General features: G+C 71.0%; 15 protein-coding genes and 1 riboswitch. Of the genes, 6 read left to right on the top strand and 9 right to left on the bottom strand.

Annotated elements, in window-relative coordinates; all coding sequences use genetic code 11:
* Positions 1–64: 64 nt before the first annotated feature.
* Positions 65–799, bottom strand: coding sequence for an enhanced serine sensitivity protein SseB (locus tag ACFWFZ_RS04995; RefSeq protein ID WP_387116754.1), 735 nt, complete (start codon positions 797–799; stop codon positions 65–67).
* A gap of 149 nt (positions 800–948) precedes the next feature.
* On the bottom strand, positions 949–1,608 hold the full coding sequence (locus tag ACFWFZ_RS04990) for an AAA family ATPase (protein ID WP_387116751.1): 660 nt from the start codon (positions 1,606–1,608) through the stop codon (positions 949–951).
* 204 nt (positions 1,609–1,812) lie between these two features.
* Positions 1,813–1,916, top strand: a riboswitch (glycine riboswitch).
* A gap of 171 nt (positions 1,917–2,087) precedes the next feature.
* Here ACFWFZ_RS04990 and gcvT point away from each other — a divergent pair.
* From gcvT to ACFWFZ_RS04970, 4 genes are all read left to right on the top strand, one after another.
* Positions 2,088–3,203 carry a glycine cleavage system aminomethyltransferase GcvT gene (gcvT, locus tag ACFWFZ_RS04985; protein ID WP_387116748.1) on the top strand — a complete coding sequence of 372 codons (1,116 nt, stop codon included), beginning with the start codon at positions 2,088–2,090 and terminating at the stop codon, positions 3,201–3,203.
* A gap of 103 nt (positions 3,204–3,306) precedes the next feature.
* Positions 3,307–3,687, top strand: a complete 381-nt coding sequence (gene gcvH / locus ACFWFZ_RS04980) for a glycine cleavage system protein GcvH (RefSeq protein WP_030655701.1) — start codon at positions 3,307–3,309, stop codon at positions 3,685–3,687.
* 15 nt (positions 3,688–3,702) lie between these two features.
* The gene (gene glyA / locus ACFWFZ_RS04975; RefSeq protein WP_356810672.1) at positions 3,703–4,959 is read left to right on the top strand and encodes a serine hydroxymethyltransferase; all 1,257 of its coding nucleotides are present in this window, start codon (positions 3,703–3,705) and stop codon (positions 4,957–4,959) included.
* A gap of 311 nt (positions 4,960–5,270) precedes the next feature.
* Entirely contained in the window at positions 5,271–6,653 is a 1,383-nt protein-coding gene (locus ACFWFZ_RS04970) for an L-serine ammonia-lyase (RefSeq protein WP_387116743.1), read from the top strand.
* An 86-nt stretch (positions 6,654–6,739) separates the two neighbouring features.
* On the opposite strand, the gene ACFWFZ_RS04965 is transcribed toward ACFWFZ_RS04970, so the two are convergent.
* Positions 6,740–7,273 (bottom strand): hypothetical protein, encoded by a 534-nt coding sequence (locus ACFWFZ_RS04965; RefSeq protein WP_387116740.1) that lies wholly within the window; start codon positions 7,271–7,273, stop codon positions 6,740–6,742.
* Between the two features lie 480 nt (positions 7,274–7,753).
* On the opposite strand from ACFWFZ_RS04965, the gene ACFWFZ_RS04960 reads away from it, so the two are divergent.
* The gene (locus tag ACFWFZ_RS04960; protein WP_387116738.1) at positions 7,754–8,266 is read left to right on the top strand and encodes a hypothetical protein; all 513 of its coding nucleotides are present in this window, start codon (positions 7,754–7,756) and stop codon (positions 8,264–8,266) included.
* 53 nt (positions 8,267–8,319) lie between these two features.
* On the opposite strand, the gene ACFWFZ_RS04955 is transcribed toward ACFWFZ_RS04960, so the two are convergent.
* Entirely contained in the window at positions 8,320–8,964 is a 645-nt protein-coding gene (locus ACFWFZ_RS04955) for a dihydrofolate reductase family protein (protein WP_387116735.1), read from the bottom strand.
* Positions 8,965–9,016: 52 nt separating this feature from the next.
* Positions 9,017–9,748, bottom strand: a complete 732-nt coding sequence (locus ACFWFZ_RS04950) for a flavodoxin family protein (RefSeq protein WP_387116732.1) — start codon at positions 9,746–9,748, stop codon at positions 9,017–9,019.
* A 113-nt stretch (positions 9,749–9,861) separates the two neighbouring features.
* Here ACFWFZ_RS04950 and ACFWFZ_RS04945 point away from each other — a divergent pair, with 113 nt between their 5' ends.
* Entirely contained in the window at positions 9,862–10,419 is a 558-nt protein-coding gene (locus ACFWFZ_RS04945; RefSeq protein ID WP_387116729.1) for a PadR family transcriptional regulator, read from the top strand.
* Positions 10,420–10,466: 47 nt separating this feature from the next.
* On the opposite strand, the gene ACFWFZ_RS04940 is transcribed toward ACFWFZ_RS04945, so the two are convergent.
* The 4 genes from ACFWFZ_RS04940 to ACFWFZ_RS04925 form a co-directional block, all read right to left on the bottom strand.
* Positions 10,467–10,679, bottom strand: a complete 213-nt coding sequence (locus ACFWFZ_RS04940; protein ID WP_387116726.1) for an EF-hand domain-containing protein — start codon at positions 10,677–10,679, stop codon at positions 10,467–10,469.
* 134 nt (positions 10,680–10,813) lie between these two features.
* The gene (locus ACFWFZ_RS04935) at positions 10,814–12,001 is read right to left on the bottom strand and encodes a YncE family protein (protein WP_387116723.1); all 1,188 of its coding nucleotides are present in this window, start codon (positions 11,999–12,001) and stop codon (positions 10,814–10,816) included.
* Positions 11,998–12,810, bottom strand: a complete 813-nt coding sequence (locus tag ACFWFZ_RS04930; RefSeq protein ID WP_387116720.1) for a polysaccharide deacetylase family protein — start codon at positions 12,808–12,810, stop codon at positions 11,998–12,000. The genes ACFWFZ_RS04935 and ACFWFZ_RS04930 overlap by 4 nt, the downstream gene beginning before the upstream one ends.
* 362 nt (positions 12,811–13,172) lie before the next feature.
* Positions 13,173–13,685 carry an ATP-binding protein gene (locus ACFWFZ_RS04925; RefSeq protein ID WP_387116717.1) on the bottom strand — a complete coding sequence of 171 codons (513 nt, stop codon included), beginning with the start codon at positions 13,683–13,685 and terminating at the stop codon, positions 13,173–13,175.
* Positions 13,686–13,724 lie beyond the last annotated feature (39 nt).

Raw genomic sequence — 13,724 nt, 5'->3', positions numbered from 1 at the left:
ACGCGTGCTTCACCCGGGCCTGCGCTCATGCGTGCGGCCGGGAATGTAACCAGCTTAAGCGGCCCTACGCGAGGTAGAAGGGGCGTACGCGCTCACGAATCCAGTCCGTGACCGGGTCCTGGGCCGCGTCCAGGAGGATCAACTGCACGGGCCACGGCGCCGGAACACGGGTCAGGGCCCGTCCGAGGGCCTCCATCGGAGCCTCGCGCATCTGCGGCTCCCATCCCACCAGGCGGACACCGATGAACAGCTCCGGGGCCCCTGCCTCGACGCTGGCGAGGCAGCGGTGCGCCGCTGCGACCACACCGGTGGCCCGGAACTCCTCGCCGGCGGCGGCCAGGAAGTCCACCGGGTCGTCCTGCCAGTCGGGCTCGAAGAGCCGCACGCGGCCGCCGGCGGCGGGGCCGTCGAGCGGGCTGCGGCCGGCCCGGCAGAGCTCCGCGACGGCGGGCGGGGGCAGCGGGACGCCGACGGCGCCCTCCGGATTGAGCGCGATGCCGAGCTGCGGGGGCAGCCCCCGGGCGAACTCGACCGCCGGGGCCACCGCGAAGTCCATCCCGGGGCCCGCGCAGGCGAGGAACTGGGCCTCGGAGCTGTAGACGGGGACGTACGCCGCCCCGCCGATGTCCATGGTGGGCAGGTCCAGGCCGGCCGCGTCGGGGCCGCCGCCCGCGGGCAGGGGCACCCAGACCTGGCTGCGGCCGAGCACCTCCAGGATCCGGCCGCCGGCGTCCGGCTGCCCGAGCGCCGCCCCGAGCACCTGCTCCAGCTCATTCCCCGGCCAGCCGCTGCCCTGCATCTGCCCCTGCCTCCGTCGGTTCCGCGGTGTGTCGTGCCGAGGCTATCCGCACCCGGCCGGGCGCCGCTGCCGGGGCTCCGCCCCGGGCCCTGCGCGCCCGGCACGACGCACAGGACAGGCCCTGGATCCGGGTGCGGTCAGCCCGGCGGTCAGCCCTGGAAGCCGATCCCCGTCACAGCGGCGGCCGAGCGGCGGTCCAGGAGGGTCGCCGAGGCGCAGCCGGCGGGCGGGCGGCCCGCCTCGGCGTCGCGCAGCAGGCGGCCCACGGCGCCGCGGTGGCGGGCGAAGGCGTAGGCGGACACCCGGCGGCCCCGCGCGTGCTGGCCGGAGAGGGCCTCCTCGGGGCTGCTGTCCAGGAGGAGGAGGTGCAGCGCCCGGCCCCGGCGGCGCGCGGCCGCGGCGAGCAGCCCGCGCACCCAGGTCTGGGTGCCGCAGTCGTGGACGACCACGGAGGCGCCGGAGCTCAGGATCCGGTAGAGCCCCCAGTAGTGCGCGGCGCGCACCAGCGGGCGGTACACCGCGTACGGCAGGGCGGCGGGCATCCGGCGCTCCCAGCGCTCGCGGGTGTCCTGGGAGTCGACGGCCCCGCCCTCCGGCGCGGCCCGCTTGATCAGCGTGCTCTTGCCGCCGCCGGGGAGGCCGGAGACCACGACGATGTCGCCCTCGGCGAAGGCGAGCCGCCGCGGTCCGCGCAGCGCCGGGCCGCGCAGGTCGCGTACGAGGCCGAGGCCGCCGTCCGCCGCCGTCCCGCGATCACGCGCGCCGTGCCGCTGCGCCGGCACCGCGTCCACGGTTCCCGTCGTCGCCACCACTCCGAATCTCCGCACAGTGTTCGCCTCCCCCGAATCGGGCCATCGGACCCTTGCCCACTGAGTGTAAAGAGACGGTGATCGGCATGTCCGGTTCCGTTCCGGCTGCTCGGATGGGCGTACGAACTTTCGGACCCCCACCCCCGATCTCGGACATGGCGTGCAATGATGTGCGCCATCTGGACCAACTGCATACCGGCCGCTTGAATCCGCGCGGGAGAGTCCCGGCACGCCGCAAGGCCGTGCGCGGGCGCCGAAGGAGCAAGAACCTCCCTTGAATCTCTCAGGCCCCGTACCGCGTGGATGAGGCAGATCTGAAAAGCGAGCTGCTCGGCAGCTCCACCCAAGGTGCAAGTCGCGAATTCCGGTGATCGATGGATCGGTGGAACTCTCGGCGAACCTCTCAGGTTCCGATGACAGATGGGGAGGATCGTCCTCGTCATGTCATGTCGATGCCCTGGGACCCGGGAGCCACACCCATGAGCACTGCCCCCCACCTGACCGCCCTCGATGCGCTGCACCGCTCGCTCGGTGCGACCATGACCGATTTCGCGGGCTGGGACATGCCGCTGCGGTACGCCAGCGAGCGCGACGAGCACAACGCCGTGCGCACCAAAGCCGGCCTGTTCGACCTCTCGCACATGGGCGAGATCACGCTGACCGGCCCGGAGGCCGTCAAGGCCCTGGACTACGCGCTGGTCGGCAACATCTCGACCGTCGGCGTCGGCCGCGCCCGCTACACGCACATCTGCCAGGAGGACGGCGGGATCCTCGACGACCTGATCGTCTACCGCCTCGGCGAGAGCGAGTACATGGTCGTCGCCAACGCCTCCAACGCCCAGGTCGTCCTCGACGCCCTGACCGAGCGCGCCGCCGGCTTCGACACCGAGGTCCGCGACGACCGCGACGCCTACGCGCTGATCGCGGTGCAGGGTCCGGAGTCCCCCGGCATCCTGGCGTCGCTCACCGACGCCGACCTGGACGGCCTCAAGTACTACGCCGGCCTGCCGGGCACCGTCGCGGGCGTGCCCGCTCTGATCGCGCGTACGGGCTACACCGGCGAGGACGGCTTCGAGCTGTTCGTCGCCCCCGAGCACGCCGTGGCGCTGTGGCAGGCGCTGACCAAGGCCGGCGAGGGCGTCGGCCTGGTCCCGGCGGGCCTGTCCTGCCGCGACACCCTGCGCCTGGAGGCGGGCATGCCGCTGTACGGGCACGAGCTGACCACCGCCCTGACCCCGTTCGACGCGGGTCTGGGCCGGGTCGTGAAGTTCGAGAAGGAGGGCGACTTCGTCGGCCGCGCGGCCCTGGAGGCCGCCGCCGAGAAGGCCGCGACCAAGGCGCCGCGCAAGCTGGTCGGCCTGATCGCCGAGGGCCGCCGCGTCCCGCGCGCCGGCTTCCCCGTCACCTTCGGCGGAGAGGTGATCGGCGAGGTCACCTCGGGCGCCCCGTCCCCGACGCTGGGCAAGCCGATCGCGATGGCGTACGTGGACGCGGAGCACGCCGCGCCCGGCGCCTCCGGCGTCGGCGTCGACATTCGCGGTACGCATGAGCCGTACGAGGTCGTGGCGCTGCCGTTCTACAAGCGGCAGAAGTAACCCTCCGCGTACGACGTCCGCCGTCCGGCTACCGGAACGGCGCCGTCTCAGTCCCCAAGACCGCAGTTCGTATCCACTCCCCCGCATCCAGGAGAATCAGGCCATGAGCACCCCCGAGAATCTGCGTTACACCAAGGAGCACGAGTGGCTGTCCGACGTCGTGGACGGCGTCGCGACGGTCGGCATCACGGAGTTCGCGGCCAACGCGCTCGGTGACGTCGTCTACGCCCAGCTCCCCGCGGTCGGCGACACCGTGACCGAGGGCGAGACCTGTGGCGAGCTGGAGTCGACCAAGTCGGTCTCCGACCTCTACTCCCCGGTCTCCGGCGAGATCGTCGAGGCCAACCAGGACGTCGTGGACGACCCGGCGCTCGTCAACACCGCCCCGTTCGAGGGCGGCTGGCTGTTCAAGGTGCGCATCTCGGAGGAGCCCAAGGACGTGCTCTCCGCCGAGGAGTACACCAAGCTCACCGCCGGTAACTGACCCCAGGGGATCCTGATGTCCGTACTGAACACCCCTCTCCACGAACTCGACCCCGACGTCGCCGCAGCCGTCGATGCCGAGCTCGTGCGCCAGCAGTCGACCCTGGAAATGATCGCGTCGGAGAACTTCGCTCCGGTCGCCGTCATGGAGGCCCAGGGCTCGGTCCTGACCAACAAGTACGCCGAGGGCTACCCGGGCCGCCGCTACTACGGCGGCTGCGAGCACGTCGACGTGGTCGAGCAGATCGCGATCGACCGCATCAAGGCGCTGTTCGGCGCCGAGGCCGCGAACGTCCAGCCGCACTCCGGTGCGCAGGCGAACGCCGCCGCGATGTTCGCCCTGCTCAAGCCGGGCGACACGATCATGGGCCTCAACCTGGCCCACGGCGGTCACCTGACCCACGGCATGAAGATCAACTTCTCCGGCAAGCTCTACAACGTGGTCCCGTACCACGTCGACGAGACCGGCGAGGTCGACATGGCCGAGGTCGAGCGCCTCGCCAAGGAGTCCAAGCCGCAGCTGATCGTCGCCGGCTGGTCCGCCTACCCGCGCCAGCTGGACTTCGCCGCCTTCCGCCGCATCGCGGACGAGGTCGGCGCGTACCTGATGGTCGACATGGCGCACTTCGCCGGCCTGGTGGCCGCGGGCCTGCACCCGAACCCGGTCCCGCACGCCCACGTCGTGACCACCACCACGCACAAGACCCTCGGCGGTCCGCGCGGCGGTGTCATCCTGTCGACGCAGGAGCTGGCCAAGAAGATCAACTCCGCGGTCTTCCCGGGTCAGCAGGGCGGCCCGCTGGAGCACGTGATCGCGGCCAAGGCCGTCTCCTTCAAGGTCGCGGCCTCGCCCGAGTTCAAGGAGCGCCAGGAGCGCACCCTGGAGGGCGCGAAGATCCTCGCGGCCCGTCTGGTCCAGGACGACGTCAAGGCCGTGGGCGTGGACGTCCTCACCGGCGGCACCGACGTGCACCTGGTCCTGGTCGACCTGCGCAACTCCGAGCTGGACGGCCAGCAGGCCGAGGACCGCCTCCACGAGGTCGGCATCACGGTCAACCGCAACGCCATCCCGAACGACCCGCGGCCGCCGATGGTCACCTCGGGTCTGCGGATCGGTACGCCGGCCCTGGCCACCCGCGGTTTCGACGCCGAGGCCTTCACCGAGGTCGCCGAGATCATCGCGCAGGCGCTGAAGCCGACGTACGACGCCGAGGGCCTCAAGGCGCGCGTCTCGGCGCTCGCCGCGAAGTTCCCGCTGTACCCGTCGCTCTAGCGGTGGGTACAGGAAGGGCCCGGCCTGGTCACCGCACAGGGCCGGGCCCTTCCCCGCTTTTCCCCTTCTCCCCCGTTCCCTCTCCGCACGTTTCCCGGGAGTGCGGCCACCGGTCCCGTCCGCGGCTCGGGCTCCGTTCCCGGCTACGGCTCGGGCTCCGGCTCCGGCCCGCCACGTCGGCGTAACGCTTCCCACTCCTTCCGGCAGCCGGGTCGTTCACCACGCCGCGTTAAGCTCGTCTGTCGGACATAGTCCGAACAATCCCCTCCTGCCCCCTCCCACCCCACGAGCAGACAAGGGAGTCCGCCACCGTGGCCATCTCCGTCTTCGATCTCTTCTCCATCGGCATCGGTCCCTCCTCCTCCCACACGGTCGGTCCGATGCGCGCCGCCCGCATGTTCGTGACGCGGCTGAAGAAGGACGGTGTGCTCGCCCAGACGGCCTCCGTGCGGGCCGAGCTCTTCGGATCCCTGGGCGCGACCGGCCACGGGCACGGCACCCCCAAGGCGGTGCTGCTGGGCCTGGAGGGCCACTCCCCCCGCACCGTGGACGTGGAGACGGCGGACGACGAGGTGGAGCGCATCCGCAAGAGCGGCCGCCTGCGGCTGCTGGGCGCGGAGATAGGCGATGGCCACGAGATCGCCTTCGACGAGCCGAACCAGCTGATCCTGCACCGCCGGCGCTCCCTGCCCTACCACGCGAACGGCATGACGCTCTTCGCGTACGACGAGGCCGGCACCCCGCTGCTGGAGAAGACCTACTACTCGGTCGGCGGCGGCTTCGTCGTGGACGAGGACGCGGTCGGCGAGGACCGGATCAAACTCGACGACACGGTGCTGAAGTACCCCTTCCGCTCCGGTGACGAGATGCTGCGCCTGGCGAACGAGACCGGCCTGTCGATCTCCTCCCTGATGCTGGAGAACGAGAAGGCCTGGCGCACGGAGGAGGAGATCCGCGAGGGCCTCCTGGAGATCTGGCGCGTCATGCAGTCCTGCGTCTCGCGCGGCATGTCCCGCGAGGGCATCCTCCCGGGCGGCCTGCGGGTCAAGCGCCGCGCCGCCTCCACGGCGCGCCAGCTGCGCACCGAGGGCGACCCGATGATGCACCGCAGCGAGTGGACGACGATCTACGCGATGGCGGTCAACGAGGAGAACGCGGCCGGCGGCCGTGTCGTCACCGCGCCCACCAACGGCGCGGCGGGCGTCCTCCCGGCCGTCCTGCACTACTACATGAACTTCGTGCCGGGCGCGGACGAGGACGGCGTGGTGCGCTTCCTGCTGGCGGCGGGCGCGATCGGCATGCTGTTCAAGGAGAACGCATCGATCTCCGGCGCCGAGGTCGGCTGCCAGGGCGAGGTGGGCTCGGCCTGCTCGATGGCGGCCGGCGCCCTCGCCGAGGTCCTGGGCGGCACCCCGGAGCAGGTCGAGAACGCCGCCGAGATCGGCATGGAGCACAACCTGGGCCTGACCTGCGACCCGGTCGGCGGCCTGGTCCAGATCCCCTGCATCGAGCGCAACGGCATGGCCGCGGTCAAGGCCGTCACCGCGGCCAAGATGGCGATGCGCGGCGACGGCACCCACAAGGTCTCCCTCGACAAGGTCATCAAGACCATGAAGGAGACCGGCGCCGACATGAAGGTGAAGTACAAGGAGACCGCCCGCGGCGGCCTCGCGGTCAACGTCATCGAGTGCTGATCCGAAACCCGCCGGCGCACGCATGAAGCAAAGGGCCCCGTACCTCGCAGGAGCAAGGTACGGGGCCCTTCGTCAATATCGGCCACTCAGGAGCGCAGGTCCCAGGGAAGCCTCTCGCCTGCGGCCGCCTGAAGTCGCTCGACGCGTTCTTCGTCCTCCCCGATCAGCATGAGGATCTCGTACGCATGACTGCGCGCATCAATGGATTCGCTGGACAGCACTTCCGCGTACAGATTCCACATCCGCCGTCGGACCTCGGCCTCGCATTCGGCCGCCACGTCACGCCCCTCCAGGGCGGGAACGGGTGCCTGAGTATCCGCCGACAGGATGAACAGCAGCATCTGGAGGCACGCGACGCGGGCATACCCAGGGGTCTTCGACGCCAGTACCGCCATGATGACCGCGACCACCGGAGGGGCCGGCTCAAGGAACATGCTGGCCGGCGAGACGACATGCCGGGCGACGCCTTCGTAGTCGATCCCGGCACCCTCCTCCGCCTGCGCCGCGAGCTCAAGGAGCAGGGCCGGCAGGTGCCCGCCGGACTCGCGGCAGCCACAGAGCATCGCGCTCCAGTCGTGACGCCGGATCTCCATCTCGACGAGTTCCAGTTGAGTCGTCATCTTCCCCACGCTCCGCCCGCGTCGGCCTGAATTCCGGGCACGAAGTTCTCCGGAGAATAGTTCGTCTGACGGGCTTGATTCCGCCCTTGAGACGGCCGTTCTTACGCTGGACCTGGTAGGCGTCCGTGAATATGACCTCGGACAAGTTACCAGCGAGCGCCTTGAGGGCGTTCCCCTCGGCGCAATGGCCGCCTCCGGACGACGCCAGCACGGTGTCGCCGGTCCGCAGGTTCATCGCACCGACATACGTCCGGTCGGGGCGCTTGGCGTTCCTGCTCAGCGCGGCGAACACCGGCACGCGGCGCGCCACTTCCTTGCGGCTGCTGAGAAACCTGGGGCTCCGGTCCCCGGCCCAGGCCGGGGACCGGAGCCTTCGCCGTGTCCGCCCCTCGTCCGGGACGAGCGGCGGAACCGATGAGCCCCGGGCCGGCGTCCTAGGGTGTGCCACCTGTCCCCGTCTCTCGGAATCGAGGGGACGTCATGATCAACGCCCGTATCCGGCAGTTCGTGGCCCTGGCGACCGGCGCTCTGCTCGCCGCCTGCCTGTCCTTCGCCGCGCCCGCCTCGGCCTCCACCCTCAGCTCGGCCACCGCCGACGCCCAGGCCCCGACCCCGCTCGTCGTGAACGCCCGCTGGGGCGGGCACGCCACGTTCGACCGGATCGTCATCGACCTGGAGGGGTACACCCCCACGGTGACCGTCACGCCCGTCGCCCAGCTCGTCCACGACGGCTCCGGGAAGCCCGTCCCGCTGGCCGGGAAGCACTTCCTGGAGATCCGCCTCCACCCCGCCGCCGCGCACGACGACGCGGGCGGGAGCGTCTACCAGGGCCCCAAGCTGCAGAAGATCTACCTCAGCAAGCTCAAGGGCCTCGCCATGACCGGCGACTACGAGGGGTACGTGACCTTCGGCGCCGCCTTCGACACCGTCCCCTACTACCGCGCCTACAGCCTGCACTCGCCCGAGCGGTTCGTCGTGGACATCGCCCACTGAACCGGCGACGGGACGGCCTGCCCGGAGCGTGCCACGCCCCGGGCAGGCCGGTGTCACCTGCGCCAGAACAGGTGGTGCGTCACGCCGCTCGGGCTGGGCACGACCTCCAGGTGGAACCGGTCGAGCAGTTCCTCGGGCGACTTCCACAGCCGCACCCCGGAGCCGAGGTCCACGGGCGCGACCGCCACGTGCAGGGTGTCGACGAGACCGGCGTCGAGGAACTCCCGGATGGTGGTCGCACCGCCGCCGAGCCGGACGTCCTTGCCCCGCGCCGCCTCCTTGGCCGCTTCCAGCACCGCCGCCGGTTCGTCGTCGACGAAGTGGAAGGTGGTGTCGGAGAGCGTGAACGAGGGACGCGGGTAGTGGGTCATGACGAAGACGGGTGTGTGGAACGGGGGCTCGTCACCCCACCAGCCCTTCCACTCGTGGTCGGCCCAGGGCCCGCGCTGGGGCCCGAACTTGTTGCGGCCCATGATCTCGGCGCCGATGTTGTGCGCGAAGTCGCGGGTGAAGTAGTCGTCCAGGCCCCGGCTGCCCCCGGGGTCCGTGCGGTTGGGCCAGCTCGCGGTGGCCCCGGCCCACGCGAACATGGCCGCGGGATCGGCGTGGCCGAACGGCCGCTCCAGGCTCTGGGGCTCGCCGGCGCCGAATCCGTCGCGCGAGACGGTGAAGTTCTGGACTCTCAGCAGCTGCTCCACGGGCTTCCTCCAGTCTTGTCGTCCCCCATGAGACCGTCGGGGCGCGCAGAACTCATCGGTGCTCGGGGTTGGGGAAGTCGAAACGGCAGCCGGCGTCCCACAGGGAGCGCTGGTTGCCGTGCGCCGGGATGCCGCCGGAGCGCTTGAGCAGCGCGGCCAGGTGCATGAGGTTCCAGGACATGAAGGCGGTGTTGCGGTTGGTGAAGTCGTTCTCGGGGCCGCCCGAGCCGGGGTCGAGGTAGGAGGGGCCGGGGCCGGCCTCGCCGATCCATCCCGCGTCGGCCTGCGGCGGGATCGCGTAGCCGAGGTGCTGGAGGCTGTAGAGGACGTTCATGGCGCAGTGCTTGACGCCGTCCTCGTTGCCGGTGATCAGCGCGCCGCCGACCCGGCCGTAGTAGGCGTACTGGCCGTGCTCGTTCAGCAGGGAGGAGCAGGCGTAGAGCCGCTCGATGACCTTCTTCATCACGGAGCTGTTGTCGCCGAGCCAGATGGGTCCGCACAGCACGAGGATGTCGGCGTCCATGACCTGGCTGTAGAGGACCGGCCACTGGTCGCTCTCCCAGCCGTGCTCGGTCATGTCCGGCCAGACGCCCGTCGCGATGTCGTGGTCGACGGCGCGGACGAGCGCGGTACGGGCGCCCGCGGACTCCATGACCGCGCGGCTCTTGTCGATCAGGCCCTCGGTGTTGCTGGTCTCGGGCGAGCGCTTGAGCGTGCAGTTCACGTAGAGGGCGGTGAGGTCGGTGTACGGCGCGGGGGTCGCGGTGTTCTCGTCGGCAGCCACGCGTCCCAGCCTGTGCAGTACGCGGGGAGGCCGCCACCGGGCCTGGCCCGTCCGGGGGCGGCCGCGGCAAGGTCGGCCGCGGCACCGGGCCGCCGCAAACCTAGGATGACGGCATGTCCCTGCCGCACGCCATCCTCACCGCCCTGCTTGAGAAGCCCTCGTCCGGGCTGGAGCTGACCCGGCGGTTCGACAAGTCGATCGGGTACTTCTGGTCGGCGACGCACCAGCAGATCTACCGCGAGCTCGGGCGGCTGGAGGAGGCCGGCCTGATCCGGGCGCTGCCCAGCGAGGTGCCCGTGCGGGGGCAGAAGAAGGAGTACGAGGTCCTGCCGGCGGGCGGTACGGAGCTGGCCCGGTGGGTCGCGGAGAGCCAGGACCCGAAGCCGATGCGCGATCCGCTGCTGCTGCGGATCCGGGCGGCGGGCGTCGTGGGGCCGCAGGGGCTGGGTCCTGAGCTGCGGCGCCACCTGGACCTGCACCGCCGCCAGCTGGCGCAGTACGAGGCCATCGAGGAGAAGGACTTCCCGCCGGGGCGCGACGCCGTGGAGGACCGGCTTCGCCGGCTCGTCCTGCACGGGGGGATCGCCCTGGAGACGTTCTGGCTGGCCTGGCTGGAGGAGGCCCTCGGCGAGGTCGAGGACATGGAGGACACGTCCGGGCCGACCGCCTGACGCGGGCTCCTGCCCGGGCCCGCGGGCCGGGGCGGGAGCCCGGGAGACTACTTGTCCAGGGCGGCCCAGAACTCGTCGAAGCTCAGCAGCTTGTCGCCGTTCGCGTCCTTGGAGGCGACGACGGAGTCCGCGACGGCCGGGGTCACGTAGGCGTCGCCCATGGCGCGCATCGCGGCGCTGTACTCGTCGGCCGTGATGAAGCCGTCACCGTTCACGTCGAACCTGTCGAACGTAGCCCGTGCGCTCTCGATGTCCGCCACTGGGTCCACCCCTTCTTGGTGCTTGTTGACCGGCCCAGGGTAACGGCACCCGGGGCGGCCGGACCCCCCGGGTCCCGCCCCGCCCCCGGCCGCCCCGGCGGCGGCCTGGCGGCGGCCGGGCGTCCCGCCAGGACCTAGCGGAAGATCCCGGTGTGGCCGAGCGAGTAGCGGCCGGGCTGCGGGTACACGGCGAGTCCGTGCGGGCCGCCGCCCACCGGGATGCGGGCGAGCTGCTTGCCGGTCACGGTGTCGACGGCGTACACCTCGGAGTTGTAGCGGCCGGAGAGCCACAGCACCTTGCCGTCGGCGGAGACGCCGCCCATGTCGGGGCTGCCGCCGTCCGGCAGCGTCCACTTCTTGGTGAGCTTCTTCTGCGGGAAGTTGTAGACCGAGATGGTGCCCTCGCCGCGGTTGGAGACGTACATCTCCTTGGAGTCGCGGCTCACGTAGAGCCCGTGGCAGCCCTTGCCGGTGGGCAGCAGTTTGGGGGTCTCGAAGGAGTCGCCGCTGAGCACCCACATGCCGTGCGCCATCATGTCGGCGACGTAGAAGGTCTTGCCGTCCGGGGAGACCTTGACGTCCTGGGGCATCGCCCCCTCGAAGGGCAGCTTCTGCTGGCCGACGACCTCCATCTTCTCGGTGTCCACCTTGAGGAGTTCGCCGGAGAACTCGCAGCTCACGATGAAGTAGCGGCCGTCGGCGGAGAAGTCGGCGTGGTTGACGCCGAAGCAGGTCACCGGGACGGTCTTCACGCGGTCCATGGTGTGCGGGTCGCGGAAGACCAGCTCCTTGTCCAGGGAGGCCATGACGATCGCGTACTTCCCGTTGGGCGTGAAGTACAGGTTGTACGGGTCGTGGACCTCGACGGGCTTTCCGGCCTCGCCGGTGGCGGGGTTGATCGGGGTGAGGGTGTGGCCCCGGTTGTTGTTGACCCAGAGGGTCTTCAGGTCCCAGGAGGGGACGACGTGCTGGGGCTGCACCCCGACCGGGATGGTGTCGATGACCTGGTAGGTCTCCGGGTCGATGACGGACACCGTGTTGGAGTTGGTGTTCGGCACGTAGACGCGGGACGGGAAGTCCTTGACCACCGGGGAGAGCTTGCCCGGCCGGTCCGCCGCGTAGACGTCGTTGGGATCCAGCAGTGGCGGCATGCCGGGCAGCCCGGGCGGCGCGGCCGGTACGGCCTTGGCGGGTTCGGCCGCGCCCTTGGTGCCGAGCGCCTCGGCGGGTCCCTTACCGGCTGATCCGCAGCCGGCCAGGGCGGCGAGGACCAGACCGGCCAGCAGCACGCCGGCATTCCGGGGAAGGCGGGTGGTCTTCATGGCGTCAGCAGCTCCGTGGTGGTCACCGCGCGCAGCGTGCGGCGCGCGAGTTCTTCGAGGAGGGGAGGCATCGCGTCGACCGTGTCCGCGTAGCCGAAGTGCAGGCTCACCACGGATCCGGGCCGGATCGTCCCGGTGACGTTGCGGATGACGGCCGCGGCGCCGGGCGAGGTGAAGTCGAGGGAGTCGACGTCGTAGGAGAGGACGTGCGGGTAGCCCGCCCGCTGGGCCAGCTTCTGGACGAGCGGCGTCGCGTACTGCGTCTGGGAGGGCCGGAACCAGGTGCCGATGGAGCCGGTGAGCCGCTTGAGGCGCTGGGCGCAGCCGGTGATCTCGGCGTAGGCCTCCGCCTCGGTCATGCCGTTGATGGCGAGGTGGCGCTGGGTGTGGTTGCCGAGTTCGTGACCGCCGTCGAGGATCCGGCGGGCCATGTCCGGGTGGGCCTCCAGCCAGGCGCCGATCGCCAGTACGGTGACCCGCGCGCCGGCCTTCTCCGCCGCGGCCAGCACCGCGCGGGCGAGGGCGGGCTCCCCGTTGCCGTGGAAGGTGAGGGCGACCCGGTCGCTGTCGCGCGGACCGTGGCCGATCTCGACGGGCTGCCCGGCGAACCGGCGCGGGGCGGCGGCCGGGGCCGCCTGTGCGGGCTTGGCCGGGCGGGCGGGGCCGGGAGGTGGGGAGGAGGGACCGGCGGGTGGGCGGCCCGGACCGCAGCCGGCGGTGAGGCCGGCCGTCGCGGCGCCGGCCACACCGAGACCGGCCGCACGCAGAGCCGCACGCAGGGCCGCGCGGCGGCCTGGATGTGAGAGCACTTGCCCATTTAAGGGGTGGATAGCCCGGAAGGTAATGATTGACCCATTTCGGGATGCACACCGAAAGGGGTCAAGCGACGACCCATCCGCCACGTGATCAACGATTTACTCAGAGCAGTCGATAGTTATTCATCGATTGCGAGGTGGGTGGCCCACCTCACCTAGGATTTAGCTAGAAAGCCTTACGATTTGCACACTTATGTCCAAGTAGGGACTTTTGGCGTTCGAGCCCGCGTCTGTCATAGTCGAAACCACGACTTCCCATTGACCCGAGCGAAGTCGCCACGCCGAGGATCACACCCCCTTCGATCCTCGGCGCACCCATGAAGCCCCCACACCGCCCCACACGGCGACCGGGGGCTTCAGGCGTTCTGACGGTCGGCGACCCGCATCTCGAACCAGGTGATCTTCCCCCGGGGCAGCAGGTCGGCGCCCCACCGGTCGGACAGCTTGTCGACGAGGAAGAGGCCGCGGCCGGTGGTGTCCAGTTCGTGGACCGGCATCAGACAGGGCAGCCCGCGCGAGGGGTCGCGCACCTCCACCCGGATCCAGCCGCGCCGCCGCAGCATGCGTAAGCCGAAGGAGCGGGCGCCGGTGTGTCGGACCGCGTTGCCGACGAGTTCGGAGACCAGCAGGACCGCGTGCTCGGAGATCTGCGGCGAGAGGCCCCAGAGGCGGACCACCACGCACTGGGTGAGCCGGCGCGCTGCGCCGGCCGACTCCGGCATGGACGGCAACGTCACTTCACCCTCGGCCGGGTTCCCGTACGACTCCAGCGCCTTGAGGCCCTGCTCCTCCTCGACCGCCGCCGTGAGCCGTACCGCCGAAGCACCGCCGCGTTGCCGCGGCTGTTCCACACCCTCCAGGCCCGCCATGCACCCATCATGGACGGGGGGCCTGCCCCTCCGGGCCGT

It is taken from the genome of Streptomyces sp. NPDC060232 (genome assembly GCF_042726555.1).
In the GTDB taxonomy this organism is placed as follows: Bacteria; Actinomycetota; Actinomycetes; order Streptomycetales; family Streptomycetaceae; genus Streptomyces.
The sequence above is the reverse complement of the archived record's forward strand: the minus strand, read 5'-3'. Positions and strand labels throughout refer to the sequence as shown.

What these genes read in the sequence shown, in the direction of transcription:
- ACFWFZ_RS04945 (WP_387116729.1), top strand. Translation starts at nt 9,862, where the DNA reads ATGTCCCTGCCGCACGCCATCCTCACCGCCCTGCTTGAGAAGCCCTCG.
- gcvT (WP_387116748.1), top strand. Translation starts at nt 2,088, where the DNA reads ATGAGCACTGCCCCCCACCTGACCGCCCTCGATGCGCTGCACCGCTCG.
- glyA (WP_356810672.1), top strand. Translation starts at nt 3,703, where the DNA reads ATGTCCGTACTGAACACCCCTCTCCACGAACTCGACCCCGACGTCGCC.
- ACFWFZ_RS04935 (WP_387116723.1), bottom strand. Translation starts at nt 12,001, where the DNA reads ATGAAGACCACCCGCCTTCCCCGGAATGCCGGCGTGCTGCTGGCCGGT.
- ACFWFZ_RS04965 (WP_387116740.1), bottom strand. Translation starts at nt 7,273, where the DNA reads ATGACGACTCAACTGGAACTCGTCGAGATGGAGATCCGGCGTCACGAC.
- ACFWFZ_RS04960 (WP_387116738.1), top strand. Translation starts at nt 7,754, where the DNA reads ATGATCAACGCCCGTATCCGGCAGTTCGTGGCCCTGGCGACCGGCGCT.
- ACFWFZ_RS04995 (WP_387116754.1), bottom strand. Translation starts at nt 799, where the DNA reads ATGCAGGGCAGCGGCTGGCCGGGGAATGAGCTGGAGCAGGTGCTCGGG.
- ACFWFZ_RS04925 (WP_387116717.1), bottom strand. Translation starts at nt 13,685, where the DNA reads ATGGCGGGCCTGGAGGGTGTGGAACAGCCGCGGCAACGCGGCGGTGCT.
- gcvH (WP_030655701.1), top strand. Translation starts at nt 3,307, where the DNA reads ATGAGCACCCCCGAGAATCTGCGTTACACCAAGGAGCACGAGTGGCTG.